This is a genomic window from Streptomyces hyderabadensis (assembly GCF_020404845.1).
Classification (GTDB): domain Bacteria; phylum Actinomycetota; class Actinomycetes; order Streptomycetales; family Streptomycetaceae; genus Streptomyces; species Streptomyces hyderabadensis.
In genome coordinates this window covers 85521-106176 of record NZ_JAIOJZ010000004.1, presented here as the reverse complement: position 1 = coordinate 106176, position 20656 = coordinate 85521, and the positions used below count along the sequence as shown (strand labels likewise).

At 70.0% G+C, this 20656-nt stretch carries 18 protein-coding genes, 1 tRNA gene and 1 pseudogene; 17 read left to right on the top strand and 3 right to left on the bottom strand.

Features of this window, described 5'->3' with window-relative positions:
- Window positions 1-211: 211 nt before the first annotated feature.
- Complete coding sequence (locus K7854_RS05295) at window positions 212-853, top strand: hypothetical protein (protein WP_226025169.1); 642 nt, start codon at window positions 212-214, stop codon at window positions 851-853.
- Window positions 854-1114: 261 nt separating this feature from the next.
- Here the strand turns inward: K7854_RS05295 and K7854_RS05290 are convergent, their stop codons facing one another.
- Window positions 1115-2386: an Ea47 family protein gene (locus K7854_RS05290; RefSeq protein WP_226025168.1), complete on the bottom strand. Its 1272-nt coding sequence runs from the start codon at window positions 2384-2386 to the stop codon at window positions 1115-1117.
- A 224-nt stretch (window positions 2387-2610) separates the two neighbouring features.
- Window positions 2611-3351 carry a GntR family transcriptional regulator gene (locus tag K7854_RS05285; protein ID WP_226025167.1) on the bottom strand — a complete coding sequence of 247 codons (741 nt, stop codon included), beginning with the start codon at window positions 3349-3351 and terminating at the stop codon, window positions 2611-2613.
- Between the two features lie 213 nt (window positions 3352-3564).
- Between K7854_RS05285 and K7854_RS05280 the strand changes: the two genes are divergently transcribed.
- The 8 genes and pseudogenes from K7854_RS05280 (at window position 3565) to K7854_RS05245 (ending at window position 9107) form a co-directional block, all read left to right on the top strand.
- Window positions 3565-3909 (top strand): SCO3933 family regulatory protein, encoded by a 345-nt coding sequence (locus tag K7854_RS05280; protein WP_215165647.1) that lies wholly within the window; start codon window positions 3565-3567, stop codon window positions 3907-3909.
- The gene (locus K7854_RS05275; protein WP_226025166.1) at window positions 3909-5231 is read left to right on the top strand and encodes an FtsK/SpoIIIE domain-containing protein; all 1323 of its coding nucleotides are present in this window, start codon (window positions 3909-3911) and stop codon (window positions 5229-5231) included. The genes K7854_RS05280 and K7854_RS05275 overlap by 1 nt, the downstream gene beginning before the upstream one ends.
- A 12-nt stretch (window positions 5232-5243) precedes the next feature.
- Window positions 5244-5435 (top strand): hypothetical protein, encoded by a 192-nt coding sequence (locus K7854_RS05270; protein WP_226025165.1) that lies wholly within the window; start codon window positions 5244-5246, stop codon window positions 5433-5435.
- 60 nt (window positions 5436-5495) lie between these two features.
- Complete coding sequence (locus K7854_RS05265) at window positions 5496-5786, top strand: hypothetical protein (RefSeq protein ID WP_226025164.1); 291 nt, start codon at window positions 5496-5498, stop codon at window positions 5784-5786.
- Window positions 5787-5890: 104 nt separating this feature from the next.
- Window positions 5891-6154 carry a hypothetical protein gene (locus K7854_RS05260; protein ID WP_226025163.1) on the top strand — a complete coding sequence of 88 codons (264 nt, stop codon included), beginning with the start codon at window positions 5891-5893 and terminating at the stop codon, window positions 6152-6154.
- Window positions 6151-7520: pseudogene (locus K7854_RS05255) on the top strand (replication initiator). Before K7854_RS05260 ends, K7854_RS05255 begins: the two are co-directional and overlap by 4 nt.
- Window positions 7510-7725: a helix-turn-helix transcriptional regulator gene (locus tag K7854_RS05250; protein ID WP_226025162.1), complete on the top strand. Its 216-nt coding sequence runs from the start codon at window positions 7510-7512 to the stop codon at window positions 7723-7725. Before K7854_RS05255 ends, K7854_RS05250 begins: the two are co-directional and overlap by 11 nt.
- Complete coding sequence (locus tag K7854_RS05245; RefSeq protein WP_226025161.1) at window positions 7722-9107, top strand: tyrosine-type recombinase/integrase; 1386 nt, start codon at window positions 7722-7724, stop codon at window positions 9105-9107. Before K7854_RS05250 ends, K7854_RS05245 begins: the two co-directional genes overlap by 4 nt.
- 240 nt (window positions 9108-9347) lie before the next feature.
- Here K7854_RS05245 and K7854_RS05240 read toward each other — a convergent pair.
- A tRNA-Arg gene (locus tag K7854_RS05240) sits at window positions 9348-9419 on the bottom strand.
- 181 nt (window positions 9420-9600) lie between these two features.
- Here K7854_RS05240 and K7854_RS05235 point away from each other — a divergent pair.
- From K7854_RS05235 to K7854_RS05200, 8 genes are all read left to right on the top strand, one after another.
- Window positions 9601-10062, top strand: coding sequence for a response regulator (locus tag K7854_RS05235; protein ID WP_226025160.1), 462 nt, complete (start codon window positions 9601-9603; stop codon window positions 10060-10062).
- A 138-nt stretch (window positions 10063-10200) separates the two neighbouring features.
- The gene (nrtL, locus tag K7854_RS05230) at window positions 10201-11304 is read left to right on the top strand and encodes an ArgS-related anticodon-binding protein NrtL (RefSeq protein ID WP_226025159.1); all 1104 of its coding nucleotides are present in this window, start codon (window positions 10201-10203) and stop codon (window positions 11302-11304) included.
- 18 nt (window positions 11305-11322) lie between these two features.
- On the top strand, window positions 11323-12714 hold the full coding sequence (gene lysA / locus K7854_RS05225; protein ID WP_226025158.1) for a diaminopimelate decarboxylase: 1392 nt from the start codon (window positions 11323-11325) through the stop codon (window positions 12712-12714).
- A 157-nt stretch (window positions 12715-12871) separates the two neighbouring features.
- Window positions 12872-14164, top strand: a complete 1293-nt coding sequence (locus K7854_RS05220) for a homoserine dehydrogenase (protein ID WP_226025157.1) — start codon at window positions 12872-12874, stop codon at window positions 14162-14164.
- Between the two features lie 6 nt (window positions 14165-14170).
- Complete coding sequence (gene thrC / locus K7854_RS05215) at window positions 14171-15229, top strand: threonine synthase (protein ID WP_226025156.1); 1059 nt, start codon at window positions 14171-14173, stop codon at window positions 15227-15229.
- A gap of 325 nt (window positions 15230-15554) precedes the next feature.
- A complete protein-coding gene (thrB, locus tag K7854_RS05210) occupies window positions 15555-16484 on the top strand; it encodes a homoserine kinase (RefSeq protein ID WP_226025155.1) in 930 nt (309 codons plus the stop codon).
- 429 nt (window positions 16485-16913) lie between these two features.
- Window positions 16914-18983 carry a transcription termination factor Rho gene (rho, locus tag K7854_RS05205; RefSeq protein WP_226025154.1) on the top strand — a complete coding sequence of 690 codons (2070 nt, stop codon included), beginning with the start codon at window positions 16914-16916 and terminating at the stop codon, window positions 18981-18983.
- Window positions 18984-19494: 511 nt separating this feature from the next.
- Window positions 19495-20643: an LCP family protein gene (locus K7854_RS05200; protein WP_226025153.1), complete on the top strand. Its 1149-nt coding sequence runs from the start codon at window positions 19495-19497 to the stop codon at window positions 20641-20643.
- The last annotated feature ends 13 nt before the right edge of the window (window positions 20644-20656 follow it).

Below are 20656 nucleotides of genomic sequence, written 5' to 3'. Positions count from 1 at the left end.
ACGGGGCTCTCAACCACCACAGCAACGACGGCCCGCGCCGCGGCCCGGCACGCTGCGCGTCGATCTCTTGGGTTCGAGCCTGCACGACCTCCTGGTCGAAGTCTGTGGGGGCGGAGACGTCGTGCCGTGTGACCTCGGACGCCACGAGACGCCGCGAACGACTGCCGAAATCTGATGCATTAGGGCCCGGACATCTACCACACTGGCGTCTATGGATGCCTCTGACGAGATAGCTGAGCCCTCTGATCCAGCTCCGTGGCCGAGCGACGATGCCGACCTCTTGCGGGAGGAGTCTGACTGGTGGGCTGTGGCCTGCATGGACTGGCCCCGCGATCGATGGCTTGGATACATCAACGGGTACTGGAAGGCAGCGGAAGCAATCTGTGACCAGATCATCAGCAGCGGCCGCAGCCAAGATCAACTCGTGTATCCATTTGTTATGTGCTGGCGGCACTACGCGGAGCTGCACCTGAAGACCTTGATCGAACTCGCGCGCACGTACCTTGATGAAGCACATGTTCCTCTAAGGACGCACAAGATCGACGTTCTGTGGTGCGCGGCTCGCCCACTCCTGGAGAGGGCTTTCCCCAGCGACGATCAGTCCAGTTTGGACAATGCCGAGCGAGTGTTGTTGCAGCTGCATGCCATGGACCCCACCTCCGAGCATTTCCGCTACCCCGTTCGGAACGACGGCTCCTCCACCCTCGACGGCATCGCCAGGATCCATGTCCGCAACTTTCACAACGTGATGTTGGGGGTTGCAAACCTGCTAGATGGGGCAGACACCGGCCTTCGGGTAATGATCGACACTAAGAATGAGATCGCTGAGTACTACCGAGATTGGACTTCCTGAAGCACCTGTTCGACCGAAGAATCGCAGGCAGTGATGCGCTCGCGCAGCCAATATTGAGGTCGCGCGACGCGACATGGCGGGCCCGCACTCCGACCTGCCCTATTACTCGTGAGACGTCGACGCTTGGTCTCGCTGCACGTCATCGGTATATGCCAAAGCCAATCATCCGGCGTCTTTGGCGGGCGCCTCGGCAGGATCCGCACCTCCGTCAAGCTTTTGCGCGGTGCGATCTACCTCGGTCCGCAACCTGCGAGCACAGTGCTAATCCTCGCCTCGGGCATCCATTGTTTTCCACCTCTCGATGATTGGACCAAAAGGGCCAAGATAATTCATATCCTCGATGTCGGAATCGGTGATTGTCCCGCCGAGGAGCACTTTGCCGAACCGACTTCTGGAGAATGGGGTAGTCAATGTAATGCGCCTGCCGTCACGGGTGGCCCCAAAAATCTGGAGCGCCTCCAATCGATCCTTGCCTCGATCTCTGGCGGGTATCAATTGACCGTGTTCATCGAATTTGTGATCCGTTACGTACCAGGACTCTGCCAGGTAGATTATTCCATTCGCGCGCAGGGTTTCGACTCGATCTGCAAGTCGATGAAAGGTGAGATACTTGGCGTTTTGGTCTGCGTACATGGGTGACATGACGTCTACAATCTCGTCACCCCGCAAGAACCAAGCGAAATTGGCATGCTTTTTGTCGCGCTCAAGAATGGCGTGAGCCGCCTGCATGATTTTTGGGGCCAACTCTATAGCGTCTCCCTGCCCGATTTCGGTAATGCCGTATCTTTTCCTTGCCTTTCGGGTGGCATTTTCGTCTCGCGGAACGGAAAGGAAATCTTCCTTAATTCCGACGCCTGCGTTCAAGTCGATGTGCTCTTGGAGGATCGCAGGGTTGATTTCCATGCATCGTAGGGGATCGCGGGTAAGGTCACTTGTGACGCACGGCGGCTCGCGAGTTTCGAATGTGCAGGATTCCACATGGCAAGCCTCGTGTGCAGTGGTCAGTAGCCTGCTTAGGGCGATATAGACCTCGCGAGTGGCGTGAAGGACTTCGTAATCGGGAAGTGCTTTATCTACCCACCTCCGGGTGAGGGTGATGACACCAACGCGCGGATTGCCTGGATCCGAAAAGATTGCACCAAGCATCTCCCGTGAAGTCATGCGAGGGGGAAAGGTGAATTTGCGCTCACCCTTGGTGAGCCAATCAATCACCCACCGAATTTTCGCCTCACTGTGAAGTTCGAGGTCAGACTCTTTGACGATCCGGTTCCTGGAATTAACCGACCATCGCATGAGTGGGCTGCGACGCGCCTGCTCTTGGAATTCTGTGTACCAGGTTTCGAAGTGCGACAGTTCGCGCTTTTGCTTCTGGAGTACGAATGTTACATTCCGCAGCCCTTGGATTAGAGAATTCAGATGCATTCGGAAAGTGTCTGGCTGCATGTATGCGTCCGCCAGAGAGTGCCACATGGCATGGCAGTCCATCAGGCGCTTATGTGCTGCAGGTGCAGGGCACTGGTTGGCAGGCGTCATGGCTGCAGCTTAGACATCTCCTGCCCCGTCACGGCATGATTTGCGTCTTTCCAGCAGATGCATGCTCTGCGCGCGGCACGGACGCCGGCCGGGCTGGAGCGGGGCGGAGACTGGAGCGCAGGCCCGGCCGGCGTCCGTGCCGCGCGCGGGGAGCGAAGCGAGCCGCCTTGATGGAGTAGAGAAAGTCTGAACCGCAGCGCTGCTCCTGGGGCTGGGGGCTGCCGTTACAGCCGGAACGCAAGCTCCAAGTTATGCCCCGGAAGGTGGAACTCCTCCAGAGCAAGCGGCTTGTCGGCGGCGGTGAGCGTCACGCGCAGAACATGCAGCAGGGGCACCCCGTCGGCAAGCCGGAGCGCCTGGGCCTGGTCCGGCAGGGGCATGCGTGTGCGGACGTACTCCGTGAAGTGCAGCTCGTGGCCCAGCTCGGCCAGAGCGTTGTAGAGCTGCGGAGCTGGCGGCGGGGGCGTCTCCTCGTACTTGGTGCCGAGGAGTACCGAGAACGGCACGTAGGTGCGGTGTAGTTGGCGTAGGCGGCCTTGGTCCGCGGTCTGCAACGCGTCGTACGTGAACAGTGGCTCCCCCGGCGGGATGCGCAGCAGGTCGGCGAGCGCGAGCGGGGCGTCAGTGCGGGTTGCCGTGGGCTCCTCGGCGTCGTTCCAGCGGATGCCGTCGGCCTTGGTGTACTGACCGTCGGGCGAGCGGCGGACGCCGCGCGGGTAGGTGAAGCTGGGGCGGTTGTGGGGGGAGCGGGCGAACGTGCCCCGGCCCATGATGGCCTCGACCAGGCCGGATGCCCGTAGCTCGGTGAGTCCCTGACGGACTGTGGGGCGTGTCACACCGAACTGCTTGGCCAACGCCTCCTCCGACGGGAGCGGCTGGCCGGCGGGGAAGGTGCCGTCAAGGATGCCTTCGCGCAGGTAGTCGGCAATCTGCCGGTACTTCGGCTGCGTGTTCTTCGGCGGCATGCCCTGTCCTCCGTGGCCTCGGCTTCTGTGGCGTGTGCGTTGTCGTGAACGCCCTGCCCACGATCGTGGACAGCTTCTCCCATCCCCAACCCGGTTGACAACCCGTACTACGGGTCGCCAATCTGGACCCACGCCACCCGTACTACGGGTGGTCTAGCAGTCCGTAGGGCCGCCTGCGGCTGCTCGTCATCCAGATGTGAGGAGTCCAGAACTGTGGCAACCCTTCCGATCGACACCGCGAAGTACACGGGGATCATCTGCGCCGTGCCCCCGGCTCCGCGGCTCGTGAACCGTGAGTCCGGTCAGGTGCGGGTCGACCGCGACACTGGCAAGACGCTGTACCAGGTGGGCCTGTGCCTGATGGCCGGCACCTCGGCGGACGTGGTGAACGTGAGCGTCCCCGGTGAGCCGTCCGGCGTGCAGGTCGGCACCCCCGTCACCGTGCGGGACCTGGTCGCCGTTCCCTGGGAGAACGAGGGACGGCACGGCATCGCCTACCGCGCCGCCGAGATCCGTCCCCTCCACGCGGCTTCCGCCGCAAAGGGGGCCGGGCAGTGATGATCCTGGCGTCCTCCGACCCGTCGGCCGGATCTACCTGGCCGGGGCGGGTCTTCGTGGTCGCCGCCGTCGTCGCGTCGGGCCTGCTGATCGTGGGCCCGGCGCTGCGCCGGAGGTCTCCGGCGGCCTGGTGGCTGTTACTCGGTTACCCGGCGTCCGCCTTCCGCGTCGCCCGTACCTGGCGGGCGCTGATGGCCGGGTGTGGGCTCGCCGTGAGCCGTCGCCCGGCGCTGACCGTGGTGTCCGGGCTCGTCGGGAACGGCGCTCCGCCGCCCCAACCGCGCGTCCCCCGGCACGGTTTCATCCGGCCCACGGCGGCCGGCTTCGAACTCGTGGCGCGGCTGCTGCCGGGACAGCTGCCCGACGACTTCGTGAAGGCGGCCCCCGCTATGGCGGAGGACTGGCAGGTTCACGCGGTCCGCGTCACCTCCCTACGGCCCGGCGTCGTACGGATCGCCGCCCTGTATGCCGATCCGCTCGCCGCACCTCGGGTGCCCCGTTCCCGGGGGCCGGGGCGGCTGCTGCGGGTCGTCGTCGGGACGCTGGAAACCGGGGCGTCCTGGGTCATCGACCTGCGCCGCATCCCGCACTGGCTGATCGTCGGCGCCACGCGCTCCGGCAAGTCCACGCTGATCCACGCTCTCGTCGCCGGACTCGCCCCGCAACCGGTCGCCCTCGTCGGGATCGACTGCAAGGGCGGCATGGAACTGTCCCTCTACGGCCCCCGCCTCTCCGCCCTCGCGACCGACCGGGCACAGGCGGTACGGCTGCTGTCCGCGCTGGTGGACCTCACCCTCGACCGGATGACGGTCTGCCGCACCGCCGGAGTCCGCAACATATGGGGCCTCGCCGAGAAGGAACGGCCGGTCCCGGTCGTCGTCATCGTGGACGAGATCGCGGAACTCTTCCTCGTCGCCGGACGCCACGAGAAGGACGAAGCCCATGCGGCCGGCACTGCCCTGATCCGGCTCGCCCAGCTCGGCGCGGCCCTTGGCGTCTTCCTCGTCGTCGCCGGGCAGCGCGTCGGCTCCGACCTGGGGCCAGGCGTCACCGCGCTCCGAGCCCAACTCGGCGGCCGGGTCTGCCACCGCGTCGCCGACCCCGGCACTGCGGAAATGACCCTCGGTGACCTCAATCCGGACGCCCTCAAGGCCGCTCAAGCCATCACCCCCGAACAGGCCGGCACCGCCGTGCTCGCCTCCGGTGACGGCTGGGAGCGCGGCCGGTCCCACCTGGTCACCGAGACGGAGGCCGAAGCCATCGCCACCGCCCACGCGCACCTGACCCCCGCACTGCCCGAACTGTCCACCGCCCTGGCCTGACAAGGAGTCACCGTGCTGGTCACGACCTCGGCCGTACTGCTGCTCGGCCTCGCGATCTGGTTCCTCCTGCGCATCCGCTACCTGCGCTGGCTGGACGTGCTGCTCTGCGGCGCCTTCGGCTTCCTGCTCTCCCGCACCGTCGCCGCGCCGCTGGCGCTCCTGCTCTCCGGGGTGAACGGCCTGCTCGGACAGATGCGCTTCTGAGCCCTCCACACCGCGCCGCGACGTGCCCCGACGAACGACCCGAACGAAAGGCATCCGTCCGTGTCCGACTACACCGTCCGCTCCGGTGACCGTGCCGCCTTCCTGGTCGGCCTGCGGGAGCTGACCGACTTCCTGACTGCCAACCCGACCGTCCTCGTGCCGCGCCGCCCGTCCTTCGCCGTCCTGGTCGACGCGGACGACTCCGACGCCCGCCGGACCGGGGTGGAGTCCGCTGCCTCGGCGCTCGGCGTCCCGGTCGCCGACCTCGGCATGGGCTATTTCGACGCCCGCCGTGAGTTCGGCCCCATCTCGTACCTGGTCATCAGCGTTCCGCCCGAGGACCGGCAGTGACCACCCGTTCCACGGGCTCCCGACGGGGCGCGAAGTCGCCAAACCCGACCCCGCCAGGAGCCCACACCCTCCGCCACATGAGCAGTGAAAGGAGCACTCACACTGTGTCCACCGCCCACCGTCCGCGCAAATCCCACGCGCCGGACTGCGACCTCCGGGCGCCCGACGACCACCCGGCCACCTGCGCCGGCCACGAACAGGTCGTCCTGGTCGCCCTCGACAACACCGAACGCCGCCTCTGCCCCGGCCACGCCGCAGCGGTCTGGCTGACGGACCCGACGTACCGGTTCAGCGCCAAAACCCGACCGGAGACCATCGCCGCCGTCATGGGGTACGCCTTCGGCCCCGGGAACGGAGGGCGCCGATGAACGTGCCGCCGCCGCTCCCGCCCGCCGTGGCCGCGCTGCTGGACCGTGCGGCCCGGCCCGACTTCCCCGACTGGCGCCGTACCGTCATCCGCCTCGGCGGCTGCACCAACCCGGTCCACCTCGTCGGCTCCGCCGTCCTGGTCGATACGGCGACGGGGGAAGCCCTGACCGATGTCGACGGCTCCGACCCGAACGGCAGGCGTCTGCTGACCGCCTGCGGCAACCGCCGTGCCTCGGCCTGCCCCGCCTGCTCCCGCGTGTACCAGGCGGACACCTACCAACTCGTACGCGCCGGCCTCGTCGGCGGCAAGGCGGTACCAGAGACGGTGAGCGAGCACCCCCGAGTGTTCGCCACCCTCACCGCTCCCGGCTTCGGGCCGGTCCACACCCGCCGGGAGCAGTCGGGCCGCGTACGCCCGTGCCGCCCCCGCCGGGATGCGAAGAACTGCCCGCACGGCGTACCCCTCGGCTGCTCCGAGCGGCACGCGCCGGACGACCCCCGCCTCGGCGAACCCCTCTGCCCCCGCTGCTACGACTACGGCGGGGCCGTGCTCTGGCAGTCCTGCGCCGGCCTGCTCTGGCACCGCTTCGGCATCGAGCTGCGGCGGGAGATCGCCCGCAAGGCCGGGCTGTCCCGTACCGAGCTGGCGGACGTTGCCCGGCTCTCGTACGCGAAGGTCGCCGAGTACCAGCGGCGCGGCCTGGTCCACTTCCATGCCGTGGTCCGCCTCGACGGCCCGGACGGGCCGGACTCGCACCGCCCTCCTGGGCAAGCGCCGCCCTGCTCGCCGATGCCGTCCCCGCGGCCGTCGCACGGGTCCGTTTGCAGGCGCCTGGCTCGACGGTCGTCGGGGCGCGCGTGCTGCGCTTCGGCACTCAGGTCGACGTACGCCCGGTCGCCGCCTCACCTGCAGGGGAGCGGCCTGCGCCGGGCGCGGTGGCCGGGTACATCGCCAAGTACGCCACCAAGGGCGCCGAGACGGCCGGCGCGGTCGACGGACGTATCCGGTCGGCCCGGGAAATGGTCCTCCTGCCGGTGCGGGCGCACGTGCTGCGCATGATCGGTACGTGCTGGTGGCTCGGCGGCCTCCCCGCCTTCGCGGGCCTCGGCCTGCGCCGCTGGGCGCACATGCTCGGCTATGGCGGCCACTTCTCCACCAAGTCCCGCCGCTACTCGACCACCCTCGGCGAACTCCGCCGCGCCCGCGCCGAGCACCGCGCCCAGGAGCAGCGCGCCGCCTTGGGCCTGGAGGACCATCCCGTGGCCTACGTCGGCCAGGGGCGGTACGCCGGACGCGGTTACTCCCCGGAAGCCGCCCTCCTCGCGGCCTCGGTACGGGAGGACGGTGTTCCCCTTGGCGCGTGACCGGACCGGCATTGAGCTGCTCACCGTGCGCCAAGTGCTGGAGGAACTGGGCGGCGTCTCCCGCCGCACCTTCTACCGCTGGCGTGAACTCCACCTCGCCCCTGCCTGCATCCGGCTTCCGAACGGTGAACTCCGGGTCCGGCGCGACGCGCTCGACGCGTGGGTGGAGGAGCGCGCGGAGGACACGGGCGGTGGTGTCCGGTGAAGTCGTACAAGGTCGTCATCTGGAAGCTGAGCGTCAACCGGTCCGCCAAGAAGCCGACTCACCTCGTGCGCTGGTCGGTCGACGGTGAGCCCTTCCACGAGTCGCACAGGACCAAGGCTCTCGCCGACCGCTTCCGCGCCAAGCTCCTGCGCGCCGCCGACAAGGGCGAAGCCTTCGACACCGTGACCGGACTGCCCGACTCCCTCCGGGGCGGCAAGGTCGCGCTCAGCTTCGTAGAGCTGGCGGTGAAGTACGTGGATGCCCGGTGGGCGGAGGCGTCGGCGAAGCAGCGCGACAGCATGACCGATGCGCTCTCCACCGTCCTGGCGGTCCCCGTCAAGGCTGCGCGCGGACGGCCGGCGCCCACGGTCCTGCGCCGCGCGGCACGGTCGTACCTGCTGCCTCCTCCTCGCCGGGAGAGGGAGCGTCCCAAGGAGATCGCCGCCGCACTGACGTGGCTGTCCAAGGCGTCCCTCCCGGTGGCCGAACTGTCGGAAGGGAGCCGCGCCCAGGACCTGGTGGACGCCCTGACCCGTCGCCTCGACGACAAGCCGGCCGCGACACAGACCTACCGGCGTCGTCGGGCGGTGGTCTTCAACGTGTTGCAGTACGCGGTCGAACTGGGCGCCCTGAACGCCAACCCGCTCTCCCAGGTGCGCAGGAAGCGGGGGAAACGGGCCGTGCAGGAAGTCGACCGGCGGGTGGTGGTCAACCCCCGGCAGGCACGGGAGCTGCTGACCGCGCTGACCTACGTCGGCGGCTACGACCGGGCGAGCGGTCGACGACTGCGGGCGTTCTTCGGATGCCTGTACTACGCGGCCATGCGGCCCGGTGAAGCGCTCGGCCTGCGCCGGTCGGACTGCACGCTTCCCGAGAAGGGGTGGGGCCGTATCGAACTGGCGGAGACGCGGCCCACGGGTGGCAAGGCGTGGACGGACTCCGGGGAGGCGCACGACCGCCGGGGCCTCAAGCAACGGGAAGCGGGCGAAGTACGGACGGTCCCCATCCCGCCCCCACTCGTCCGCCTGCTCCTCGACCACGTCAAGGAGTTCGGCACGGCGGACGACGGCCGGCTGTTCTCCAGCGAGCGGGGCAACGTCATCGCCGCGTCCTCGTACTCCCGCGTGTGGAAGCAAGCGCGGGAACTGGCTCTCCTGCCGCATCAGGTCGACTCCGTGATGGCGGCCCGCCCCTACGACCTCCGGCACGCCGGCGTCTCCCAGTGGCTCAACTCCGGCGTCCCCGCACCGGAGGTGGCAGCGCGGGCCGGGCACTCGGTGGACGTGCTCCTCAAGATCTACGCCAAGTGCATCGACGGCCAGGAGGCGGAGATGAACGACCGGATCATGCAAGGGCTGGGGGAGGACGACGGCATGCCGTGAGAGGCGTACACGCCTCGCTCGGAGGCCCTGGGGCGGACGCGCTCCGGGGCCTTCTTCGCGTCCACGTGAGCAGTCCGGAAACGGCGCCCCACCTGCGCGAACGACGCCCAAGATCATTACGTCGTCATTACGTGATCACTGGCAAACGCCTGCTTCCGGCGGCATCCGCCCGCATACACGCGAAGACCCCGACTTCAGCGTTACCGCTGATGGCGGGGTCTTTGGGCACCTACTACAAGGTGCCCCCGGCAGGATTCGAACCTGCGCACACGGCTCCGGAGGCCGTTGCTCTATCCCCTGAGCTACGGGGGCGTGTTCGTCGCGGGCGGTGTTGCTCGCGGCGACGGGTAGAACACTACCAGCTCGCCCGGGGTGGTCATGAACGGGTTTTCGCGGGTCGTGGGGTGGTGCTCGTGCGAGGTCGGGTCCCCCGGGAGGGGTGGAAGTGGGGAAAACCCGGACGCGGTGGCCGGTCCGGACCTACTCTCGAGTTGTGCCTAGGGCGTCCGGCCGGATTCTTGTTGTGGACGACAACAAGGTCATCCGGCAGCTGATCAGGGTCAACCTCGAGCTGGAGGGCTTCGAGGTGGTGACCGCGGGCGATGGTGTCGAGTGTCTGGAAGTCGTCCACCGGGTGCGGCCCGACGCCGTGACACTGGACGTGGTCATGCCCCGGCTGGACGGGCTCAGGACCGCCGCCCGGCTGCGTGCCGATCCGCGGACCCGGGACCTGCCGATCGCGATCGTCAGTGCTTGTACGCAGTACGAGGTCGACGCCGGGTTCGCCGCGGGCGCCGACGCGTTTCTGTCCAAGCCCTTCGAGCCCGCAGAGCTGGTCGGGCTCGTACGGCAGTTGGTCGAGCGGAAGATCAGCGGGGCCGGCGTCAAGGGCGGGCCCTCGCTGCCGCGGGTTCGGGGGCTCGCCGGGGAGAGTGAGGCGTCCGCTCAGGCGTGAGGGGAGGGGAGGGGGAGGTGTCCGGGGTGGGTTTCGGTCCGCGTCGGCTTGACCTCGCGGCCCCGGCGCTCGTCCATATCCCGGGACTGTCGCGAAACGGTTCGCCTACCCACCCCCCTCCTCCCATACGCTTGTCCCGTGACACCCGTAGAGCTCTCCCGCACCGTGCTGCACGCGGTGCGTCGCGCCGTCGACGCGGGGGAGCTGAGCGTGTCCGTGCCGGAGCGGGCCGTGGTCGCGCCGCCGGGGCCCGGAGGGTGCGGGGACTACGCCACCAGCATCGCCCTCCAGCTCGCCCGGCCGGCCGGGCAGCCGCCGCTGAAGGTCGCCGAGGTGCTGCGGCCTCACCTCCTGGGGGCCGACGGGATCACGGACGTCGTCCTCACCGGGCCGGGGTTTCTCAACATCTGTCTCGACCGGGGTGCCTCCGATGTCGGACTCGTCCGCGAGATCCTGCGCCGCGGTGACCGGTACGGGTACGCCGACCGCCCCGACCGCCCCGACCGCCCCGACCGGCGCGTCGTGCAGCTGCACTGCCCGCACGAGCTGCGTGCCGTCGTCGTCGCCGAGGTCGCGGCCCGGCTCCTGCGTTCCCAGGGGGCCCTCGTCCGTGTGAGCACTGAAGGGTTCGAGCCCGCCTGGACCTCCGTCCTCGGGGTCGTCGTCGACGCCGTCGGGCGCGCTCCCGCCGAGCTGCCCGTCAACGTCCGGCCCGTCCCCGCGCCCGCCGGTGTACTCGCCCTCGGGCGGGACGCCGGGCGCTGGGCCCTGCTCCACCCCGCGGCCCACGACCGGCCCCGGGTCGGTGACCAGCACCTCGTCCAGCGGGAGAGCAACCCCCTCTTCCGGGTGCGGTACGCCCACGCCCGCGCCCGCGCCGCCACGCGCAACGCCGCCGACCTCGGCTTCATGGCCGAACCCGGCCCCGTCACCGGCAGCGGCTCCGGTACCCCGACCGTCACCACCCCCCTCGCAGACGCGGCGCCGGAACTCCTCGCCGCCCTCGCCGACCACCCCCGTGTCCTCGCCGCCGCCGCGGACCACCGCGCTCCCGACCGGCTCGCCCGGCATCTCGTCACCGTCGCCGACGCCGCGCTGCCGTTCCTGCCCACCGTGCTGCCGCGCGGCGGGGAGAAACCCTCGGCCGCCCACCGTGCCCGGCTGGCCCTCGCCGAAGCCGTCGGGACGGTGCTGGCCGGCGGCCTGGCCCTGCTCGGCATCGACGCACCCGACCACCTCTGAGAGAGCGCAGAAGACGCCATGAGCCGTTCCGCACACCCCGCCGGGCCCCGGCACGCCGATGTCCTGCCCGAGGGGCACTACGCCGCCCCGGCCGAGGACCTGAACGCCCTCGACCCCAAGGTCTGGGCGCACACCGTCGGACGGGACGCGGACGGTGTGGTCACCGTCGGCGGGATCACCGTCACGCAGCTCGCCGAGGAGTACGGCACCCCCGCCTACATCCTCGACGAGGCCGACTTCCGGGACCGGGCGCGGGCCTGGCGCACTGCCTTCGGTACGGACGCCGACGTCTTCTACGCCGGGAAGGCCTTCCTGTCGCGCGCCGTCGTGCGGTGGCTGGACGAGGAGGGGCTCAACCTCGACGTGTGCTCCGGTGGGGAGCTGGCGACCGCCCTCTCCGCCGGGATGCCCGCCGAGCGGATCGCCTTCCACGGCAACAACAAGTCGCCGGAGGAGATCGAGCGGGCCGTCCGGGCCGGAGTGGGGCGGATCGTGCTCGACTCCTTCCAGGAGATCGTGCGGGTCGCGCACATCGCACAGTCGCTGGGCAAGCGGCAGCGGGTGCAGATCCGGATCACCGTCGGGGTCGAGGCGCACACCCACGAGTTCATCGCCACCGCCCACGAGGACCAGAAGTTCGGCATCCCGCTGGCCGGCGGGCAGGCCGCCGAGGCCGTGCGGCGCGCGCTGCAGCTCGACGGGCTGGAGGTCATCGGGATCCACTCGCACATCGGGTCCCAGATCTTCGACATGTCGGGGTTCGAGGTCGCCGCGCACCGGGTGGTGGGGCTGCTCAAGGACATCCGGGACGAGCACGGGGTCGAGCTGCCCGAGATCGATCTCGGGGGCGGGCTCGGGATCGCGTACACCAGTGACGACGATCCCCGCGAGCCGCACGAGATCGCCAAGGCGCTGACCGAGATCGTGACGCGGGAGTGCGAGGCCGCCCGGCTCGCCACCCCCCGCATCTCCGTCGAGCCCGGGCGGGCCATCGTCGGGCCCACCGCCTTCACGCTCTACGAGGTCGGCACCGTCAAGCCGCTCGACGGGCTGCGGACGTACGTCTCCGTGGACGGCGGGATGTCGGACAACATCCGCACCGCGCTCTACGACGCCGAGTACAGCGTCGCCCTCGCCTCCCGCACCTCGGACGCCGAGCCGATGCTCGTGCGGGTCGTCGGCAAGCATTGCGAGAGCGGGGACATCGTGGTGAAGGACGCGTTCCTGCCGGGGGACCTGGCACCCGGTGACCTGATCGCCGTACCGGCGACGGGGGCGTACTGCCGCTCGATGGCCAGCAACTACAACCACGTGCTGCGTCCGCCCGTCGTCTCGGTGCGGGACGGCGCGGCGCGGGTCATCGTGCGGCGGGAGACCGAGGAGGATCTGCTGCGTCTCGACGTCGGGTGACGTCGCAGGGGGGAGGAGCGGGTGCGGGCGAAGATCTTTCGGCCTGCACCCCGTCCGAAAATGAAATAAACGTCTCACGATCCGGACGAAAGGCAGAAAATCCCGTCCGGTGCGTGAGACTGGTCCAACCGTAGACGGTAAGAGGAAACGAGGTCGGATGATGCGTACGCGTCCGCTGAAGGTGGCGCTGCTGGGCTGTGGAGTGGTCGGCTCAGAGGTGGCGCGCATCATGACGACGCACGCCGCCGACCTCGCCGCCCGGATCGGGGCCCCGGTGGAGCTGGCGGGCGTGGCCGTACGGCGGCCCGACAAGGTGCGCGAGGGCATCGACCCGGCCCTCGTCACCACCGACGCCACCGCGCTCGTCAAGCGCGGGGACATCGACGTCGTGGTGGAGGTGATCGGGGGGATCGAGCCCGCCCGTACGCTCATCACCACCGCCTTCGCACACGGCGCCTCCGTGGTCTCCGCCAACAAGGCGCTCATCGCCCAGGACGGTGCCGCCCTGCACGCCGCCGCGGACGAGCACAGCAAGGACCTGTACTACGAGGCCGCCGTCGCCGGTGCCATCCCGCTGATCCGGCCGCTGCGCGAGTCGCTGGCCGGCGACAAGGTCAACCGGGTGCTCGGCATCGTCAACGGGACGACCAACTTCATCCTCGACGCGATGGACACCACGGGCGCCGGGTACCAGGAGGCGCTCGACGAGGCCACCGCCCTCGGGTACGCCGAGGCCGACCCGACCGCCGACGTCGAGGGCTTCGACGCCGCCGCCAAGGCCGCCATCCTCGCCGGGATCGCCTTCCACACGCGCGTGCGCCTCGACGACGTCTACCGCGAGGGCATGACCGAGGTGACCGCCGCCGACTTCGCCTCCGCGAAGGAGATGGGCTGCACCATCAAGCTGCTCGCCATCTGCGAGCGGGCGGCGGACGGGGGATCGGTCACCGCACGGGTGCATCCCGCGATGATCCCGCTCAGCCACCCGCTGGCCAACGTGCGCGAGGCGTACAACGCCGTCTTCGTGGAGTCCGAGGCCGCCGGACAGCTCATGTTCTACGGGCCCGGCGCCGGCGGCTCGCCGACCGCGTCCGCCGTGCTCGGCGACCTCGTCGCCGTCTGCCGCAACCGGATCGGCGGAGCGACCGGACCAGGTGAGTCCGCGTACGCCGCGCTGCCCGTCTCCCCGATGGGCGACGTCGTCACGCGCTACCACATCAGCCTCGACGTGGCCGACAAACCGGGCGTGCTCGCCCAGGTGGCGACCGTGTTCGCGGAGCACGGTGTCTCCATCGACACCGTGCGGCAGTCCGGCAAGGACGGCGAGGCCTCCCTCGTCGTCGTCACCCACCGCGCGTCCGACGCCGCCCTCGGCGGTACGGTCGAGGCGCTGCGCAAGCTCGACACCGTGCGGGGTGTCGCCAGCATCATGCGGGTTGAAGGAGAGTAACCAGCAATGACCCACCAGTGGCGCGGAATCATCGAGGAGTACCGGGACCGGCTGCCCGTCTCCGACAGCACGCCCGTCGTGACGCTCCGTGAGGGCGGCACCCCGCTCGTGCCCGCGCAGGTGCTCTCCGAGCGCACGGGCTGCGAGGTCCACCTCAAGGTCGAGGGGGCGAACCCGACCGGGTCCTTCAAGGACCGCGGCATGACCATGGCCATCAGCAAGGCGAAGGAGGAGGGTGCGCAGGCTGTCATCTGCGCGTCCACCGGCAACACCTCCGCCTCCGCCGCCGCGTACGGCGTGCGCGCCGGCATGGTCTCCGCGGTGCTCGTGCCGCAGGGCAAGATCGCGCTCGGCAAGATGGGCCAGGCCCTCGTGCACGGCGCCAAGATCCTCCAGGTCGACGGCAACTTCGACGACTGCCTCACCCTGGCCCGCGCGCTCAGCGACAACTACCCGGTGGCGCTGGTCAATTCGGTCAACCCGGTGCGTATCGAGGGGCAGAAGACGGCCGCCTTCGAGATCGTGGACATGCTCGGCGACGCGCCCGACATACACGTCCTCCCGGTGGGCAACGCGGGCAACATCACCGCGTACTGGAAGGGGTACCAGGAGTACGCCGCCGACAAGGTCAGCACGAAGCGGCCCCGCATGTGGGGGTTCCAGGCCTCCGGCTCCGCCCCGATCGTGCGCGGCGAGGTCGTCAAGGACCCGTCGACCATCGCCACCGCCATCCGGATCGGCAACCCCGCCTCGTGGGACTTCGCGCTCGCCGCGCGGGACGAGTCGGGCGGCGCCATCGACGAGGTGACGGACCGTGAGATCCTGCGCGCCTACCGGCTGTTGGCCTCCCAGGAGGGCGTCTTCGTGGAGCCCGCGTCCGCCGCGTCGGTGGCCGGTCTGCTGAAGGCCGCCGAGCAGGGCAGGGTCGACCCGGGGCAGCGCATCGTGTGCACCGTCACCGGCAACGGTCTGAAGGACCCGGACTGGGCCGTCGCCGGCGCCCCGCAGCCGGTCACCGTCCCGGTCGACGCGGCGACGGCGGCCGAGCGGCTCGGCCTGGTCTGACCGCTGGCGGGCGCCGCTGAGCGCCGCACCCGTGGAAGGTGCCCGGCGTAAGAGGGCGTAAGCGACGCCCAGCCGGGAAAGTCACTTGCAGGGGGTGCACAGGGGGCTTACGACACGCATCGTGCGCCTCCTGTGCGCCCTATGTCGCCACAGAACCTTCCTTCGATAGGCTGTACCTAACCCGCCTGCCGCATATGCCGCGGTGCCGCGCTGTCTCCGCGGTCGGTACGGGCCGGCCGTTCGACAGGGAGCGGCGAGCCCCAGGGTCCCGTACGTCATCGAATGTCATTCGACAGTCCCGCAGCTCAAGGAGAGTCATCGAGCGATGGCCGGTCCAGCGTTCCGCGCCGCCGCCGTCAGGGTGCGCGTCCCCGCCACCAGCGCCAATCTCGGTCCGGGCTTCGACGCCCTCGGCCTCGCGCTGGGTCTCTACGACGACGTGGTCGTCCGGGTGGCCGACTCCGGGCTGCACATCGACATCGCGGGCGAGGGCAGCGAGACCCTCCCGCGGGACGAGAAGCACCTCCTCGTCCGCTCCCTGCGCACCGCCTTCGACCTGCTCGGCGGGCAGCCGCGCGGCCTGGAGATCGTCTGCGCCAACCGCATCCCGCACGGCCGCGGCCTCGGTTCCTCCTCCGCCGCCATCTGCGCCGGCATCGTTGCCGCGCGTGCGGTGACCATAGGCGGCGAGGCCCGCCTCGACGACGCCGCGCTGCTCGACCTCGCCACCGAGATCGAGGGCCACCCGGACAACGTGGCGGCCTGTCTGCTGGGCGGTTTCACCCTGTCCTGGATGGAGTCCGGCGCCGCCCGGGCGATCAGGATGGAGCCCTCCGATTCCATCGTTCCGGTGGTTTTCGTGCCCGGGAAGCCGGTACTGACCCAGACCGCCCGCGGTCTGCTCCCGCGCAGCGTCCCGCACGTCGACGCCGCCGCCAACGCCGGCCGCGCCGCACTGCTCGTCGAGGCCCTCACCCGGCGCCCCGAGCTGCTGCTGCCGGCCACCGAGGACCGCCTGCACCAGGAGTACCGCGCCCCGGCCATGCCGGAGAGCGCGGCGCTGGTGGAGCGGCTGCGCGGCGACGGCATCCCCGCGGTGATCTCGGGTGCCGGACCCACGGTGATGGCACTGGCCGACGCCGGCACGGCCGACAAGGTCGAGGCGCTGGCCGGAACGGACTGGGCGGCCAACCGGCTCGGCCTGGACCAGCAGGGCGCGAGTGTCCTGCCCCTGGCGACCGCCAGTGACACCTGACGCGGACGGTTGCCGGATTTCGAGAGGGGGAATGTTTGTTGGATCCGGTAGTGTTAATCTCAAGTCTGCACCCGACCCCACCATGGCGAGGTGCCTCGTGTCCCCGTCCGGGACAGACATTCTTCCGGGAGCCCCCCAAGCCGCATTGTGCAGTGGATGTCGTACGTGATCAGTACGGCCGACACGGGCACTGAGCGGCCCACCGGTGGGGGTTACCCCCGCTGGGGGAGTTTCGGAACCGGTGCGACCACGCCGCATGACACAGACACCGGGTGCCACGGCTAGGGGAAGCGCCATCACCAGATATCTCTTCCGCCGTTCAGGCGGACCACCGCCCCGGCACGGTTCGCACAGCAAGGACCGAAGCCGGACAGCACAACCGGTCGCCGAGCCAGACAGGCCGACGTCCGCTCCAGGGAAGGACCCTTCGTGAGCGACACCACCGATCTGATGGGCGCACGTGTCGAGGAGACCGCTGCCGCGCCCGCCACGGACGCCTCCGCGCCTGCCACCGGTGCCGGCTCCCGGCGGCGCCGCGGTACCGGCCTCGAGGGCATGGTGCTGGCCGAGCTGCAGCAGGTCGCATCCGGCCTCGGCATCAGGGGCACCGCGCGTATGCGCAAGAGCCAGCTGATCGAGGTCATCAAGGAGGCGCAGGCCGCGGGGGGTGCCCCCGCCAAGGCCGCGCCCGCCGCGGACACCGCCGGCGAGACCAAGCCGAAGCGCCGCAGCACCTCCCGGACCCGTACGGGCGACGAGGCACCCGCCGAGAAGGCGGAGAAGGCCGGCAAGGCCGAGAAGAAGGTGGACAAGGCGGACGCCGAGAAGGCCGCCGCCCAGCAGCAGATCGAGATCCCCGGTCAGCCGTCCCCCAAGGTCAACGCCTCGGCCGAGCAGTCCGCCCCCGCCGATGACGCCCCCGTCGAGCGCCGCCGCCGCCGGGCCACCGCCGACGCGGGCAGCCCCTCCGCCGGCACCGAGACGGTGGCCGTGGAGACCCGCGCCGAGTCGAAGGCCGACACGTCGGGCCAGCAGCAGACGCAGGGCCACCAGCAGGGCCAGGGCGACGCCCGTTCCGACGGCGAGGGCGGCGAGGGCCGCCGTCGCGACCGCCGTGACCGGGGCGACCGCGGTGACCGCGGCGGCCGCGACCGGCGCAACAAGGGCGACGACCAGCAGAACCAGGGCGGCGGACGCCAGGACCGCCAGCAGCAGGGCGGCGGCCGTCAGGACCGTCAGCAGCACGACGACGGTTACGACGACGACGCGGGCGGCCGTCGCGGCCGCCGGGGCCGTTACCGGGACCGCCGGGGCCGTCGCGGACGCGACGAGATCCAGGAGCCGCAGATCAACGAGGACGACGTCCTCATCCCGGTCGCCGGCATCCTCGACATCCTCGACAACTACGCGTTCATCCGGACCTCCGGCTACCTGCCCGGCCCCAACGACGTGTACGTCTCCCTCGCCCAGGTCCGCAAGAACGGCCTGCGCAAGGGCGACCACCTCACCGGTGCCGTGCGCCAGCCCAAGGAGGGCGAGCGCCGCGAGAAGTTCAACGCGCTGGTGCGCTTGGACTCCGTCAACGGCATGGCGCCCGAACACGGCCGCGGCCGCCCGGAGTTCAACAAGCTCACCCCGCTGTACCCGCAGGACCGCCTCCGCCTGGAGACGGACCCGGGCGTCCTCACCACCCGCATCATCGACCTGGTCGCGCCGATCGGTAAGGGCCAGCGCGGTCTGATCGTGGCCCCGCCGAAGACCGGCAAGACCATGATCATGCAGGCGATCGCCAACGCGATCACGCACAACAACCCCGAGTGCCACCTGATGGTCGTCCTGGTCGACGAGCGTCCGGAAGAGGTCACCGACATGCAGCGGTCGGTGAAGGGCGAGGTCATCTCCTCGACCTTCGACCGCCCGGCTGAGGACCACACCACGGTCGCCGAGCTGGCCATCGAGCGCGCCAAGCGCCTGGTGGAGCTGGGTCACGACGTCGTCGTGCTGCTCGACTCGATCACGCGTCTGGGCCGTGCGTACAACCTCGCCGCCCCGGCCTCCGGCCGCATCCTGTCCGGTGGTGTCGACTCGACCGCCCTGTACCCGCCGAAGCGCTTCTTCGGTGCGGCCCGCAACATCGAGGACGGCGGTTCGCTGACCATCCTCGCCACCGCCCTGGTGGACACCGGGTCCCGCATGGACGAGGTCATCTTCGAGGAGTTCAAGGGCACCGGCAACGCCGAGCTGAAGCTCGACCGGAAGCTCGCCGACAAGCGCATCTTCCCCGCGGTGGACGTCGACGCGTCCGGCACCCGCAAGGAGGAGATCCTGCTCGGCAACGAGGAGCTGGCCGTCACCTGGAAGCTGCGCCGGGTGCTGCACGCCCTCGACCAGCAGCAGGCGATCGAGCTGCTGCTCGACAAGATGAAGCAGACCAAGTCGAACGTCGAGTTCCTGATGCAGATCCAGAAGACGACCCCGACGCCCGGCAACGGCGACTGAGCCACCGCCGGTCCTCCGGATCGCACTCAGAGGTACTCAGAGGTCCCGCTTCGTCACACGGTGACGGGGCGGGACCTCTGGCGTTTCAGGACGCGGATGGCTTCTCAGGGCCCGGACGCGGGACGTCGGCCCCCGCACCGCCCGCCGCCCACCGGGCCCTCCCGGGCCTGCGACCTTCGCAGCGTCCACCGGCCCCCGGGCCTGCGACCTTGCAGCGTCCACCGGCCCCGGGCTTGCGACCTTCGCCACAAGCGGCGGCCCGGCCGGTGGGTCGGCGGGTCAGCGGCCGGGCCCGCGGAAGCCCAGGTCAGCGCGGCGAGCCCGACGGCGTCGAACACGCTCCGTCACCGTTTCCCCACCGAGTCGCCACAGACAGTTGTGCAACCCTGTCCCGAGTTCCGCCGTCTGAGCTACGGAGGGACCATGGTGAGGAACCGGCGCCGACCGCCGGAGCCGACCGACCCGACCCTGAGCGCAGGGGGTAACCGACCGGACGAACACCGAGGAGCCCATGTCCGCCCAGAGCACGCCGGATCCCGCGATACCCGGCCCCGGCCAGTCCCGCACCCCCGGCCACGGCCGCCGGGGCAAGGGCCGCCGCCGCAAGCCCATGGCCAAGCGGCGCAAGGCCCTGCTCGTCGCGGCCTGGAGCGCCGCGGGCATCGTGGTCCTGGGCGGCACCGGAGCCGGAGTCCTGTACTTCAAGCTCAACGGCAACCTCACGAGCGTCGACATCGACGCGGCGCTCGGCGCCGACCGGCCCGCGAAGACCGACAACGGCTCCGAGAACATCCTGGTCCTCGGCTCCGACACCCGTTCCGGCGGCAACAAGAAGCTCGGCGGCGGCACCGACGACGGCACCGCACGCTCCGACACGGCGATGATCGTGCACGTCCACAAGGGCCACAAGCAGGCCAGCGTGGTCTCCATCCCGCGCGACACCCTCGTCGACCGCCCCGAATGCACCGACACGGACGGCGGCGAGCACCCCGCCGCCGACGGCGTGATGTTCAACTCCGCCTACTCCACCGGCGGTGCCGCCTGCGCCGTGAAGACCGTCGAGTCGATCAGCGGACTGCGCATGGACCACTACCTGGAGGTCGACTTCAGCGGCTTCCAGAACCTCATCGACGACCTCGGCGGCGTCCAGGTCACCACCACCGAGGACATCAAGGACCCCGACAGCCACCTCGACCTCACGGCCGGCACCCACCGTCTCGACGGCGAGCAGGCCCTCGGCCTGGTCCGCACCCGGCACGGCGTCGGCGACGGCTCCGACCTCGGCCGCATCCAGCTCCAGCAGGCCTTCGTCAAGGCCCTGGTCGACCAGGTCAAGGACGTCGGGCTGCTCGGCAACCCCAAGAAGCTGTACGACATCGCCGACACCGCCACCAAGACCGTGACCACCGACTCCGACCTGGGCTCGGTGAACTCCCTGATGTCCTTCGCGAGCAGCCTGAAGGGCATCGGCCCGGACAAGATGCACATGGTCACCATGCCGGTGGTCTACGACCCCGCGGACCCCAACCGGGTGCTCCTGGAGAAGACCAAGGCCGACCAGGTCTGGACGGCCCTCAAGAACGACCGCCCGATCCCGCAGTCGGCCACCGAGGGCACGGCCACCGGTGAGGCCAAGGGCGTCGTCAACGCCGGGGAATAGATCCCGCCGCCCC

What these genes read in the sequence shown, in the direction of transcription:
- K7854_RS05290 (WP_226025168.1), bottom strand. Translation starts at nt 2,386, where the DNA reads ATGACGCCTGCCAACCAGTGCCCTGCACCTGCAGCACATAAGCGCCTG.
- lysA (WP_226025158.1), top strand. Translation starts at nt 11,323, where the DNA reads ATGAGCCGTTCCGCACACCCCGCCGGGCCCCGGCACGCCGATGTCCTG.
- thrC (WP_226025156.1), top strand. Translation starts at nt 14,171, where the DNA reads ATGACCCACCAGTGGCGCGGAATCATCGAGGAGTACCGGGACCGGCTG.
- K7854_RS05295 (WP_226025169.1), top strand. Translation starts at nt 212, where the DNA reads ATGGATGCCTCTGACGAGATAGCTGAGCCCTCTGATCCAGCTCCGTGG.
- K7854_RS05220 (WP_226025157.1), top strand. Translation starts at nt 12,872, where the DNA reads ATGATGCGTACGCGTCCGCTGAAGGTGGCGCTGCTGGGCTGTGGAGTG.
- K7854_RS05275 (WP_226025166.1), top strand. Translation starts at nt 3,909, where the DNA reads ATGATCCTGGCGTCCTCCGACCCGTCGGCCGGATCTACCTGGCCGGGG.
- thrB (WP_226025155.1), top strand. Translation starts at nt 15,555, where the DNA reads ATGGCCGGTCCAGCGTTCCGCGCCGCCGCCGTCAGGGTGCGCGTCCCC.
- K7854_RS05200 (WP_226025153.1), top strand. Translation starts at nt 19,495, where the DNA reads ATGTCCGCCCAGAGCACGCCGGATCCCGCGATACCCGGCCCCGGCCAG.
- K7854_RS05285 (WP_226025167.1), bottom strand. Translation starts at nt 3,351, where the DNA reads ATGCCGCCGAAGAACACGCAGCCGAAGTACCGGCAGATTGCCGACTAC.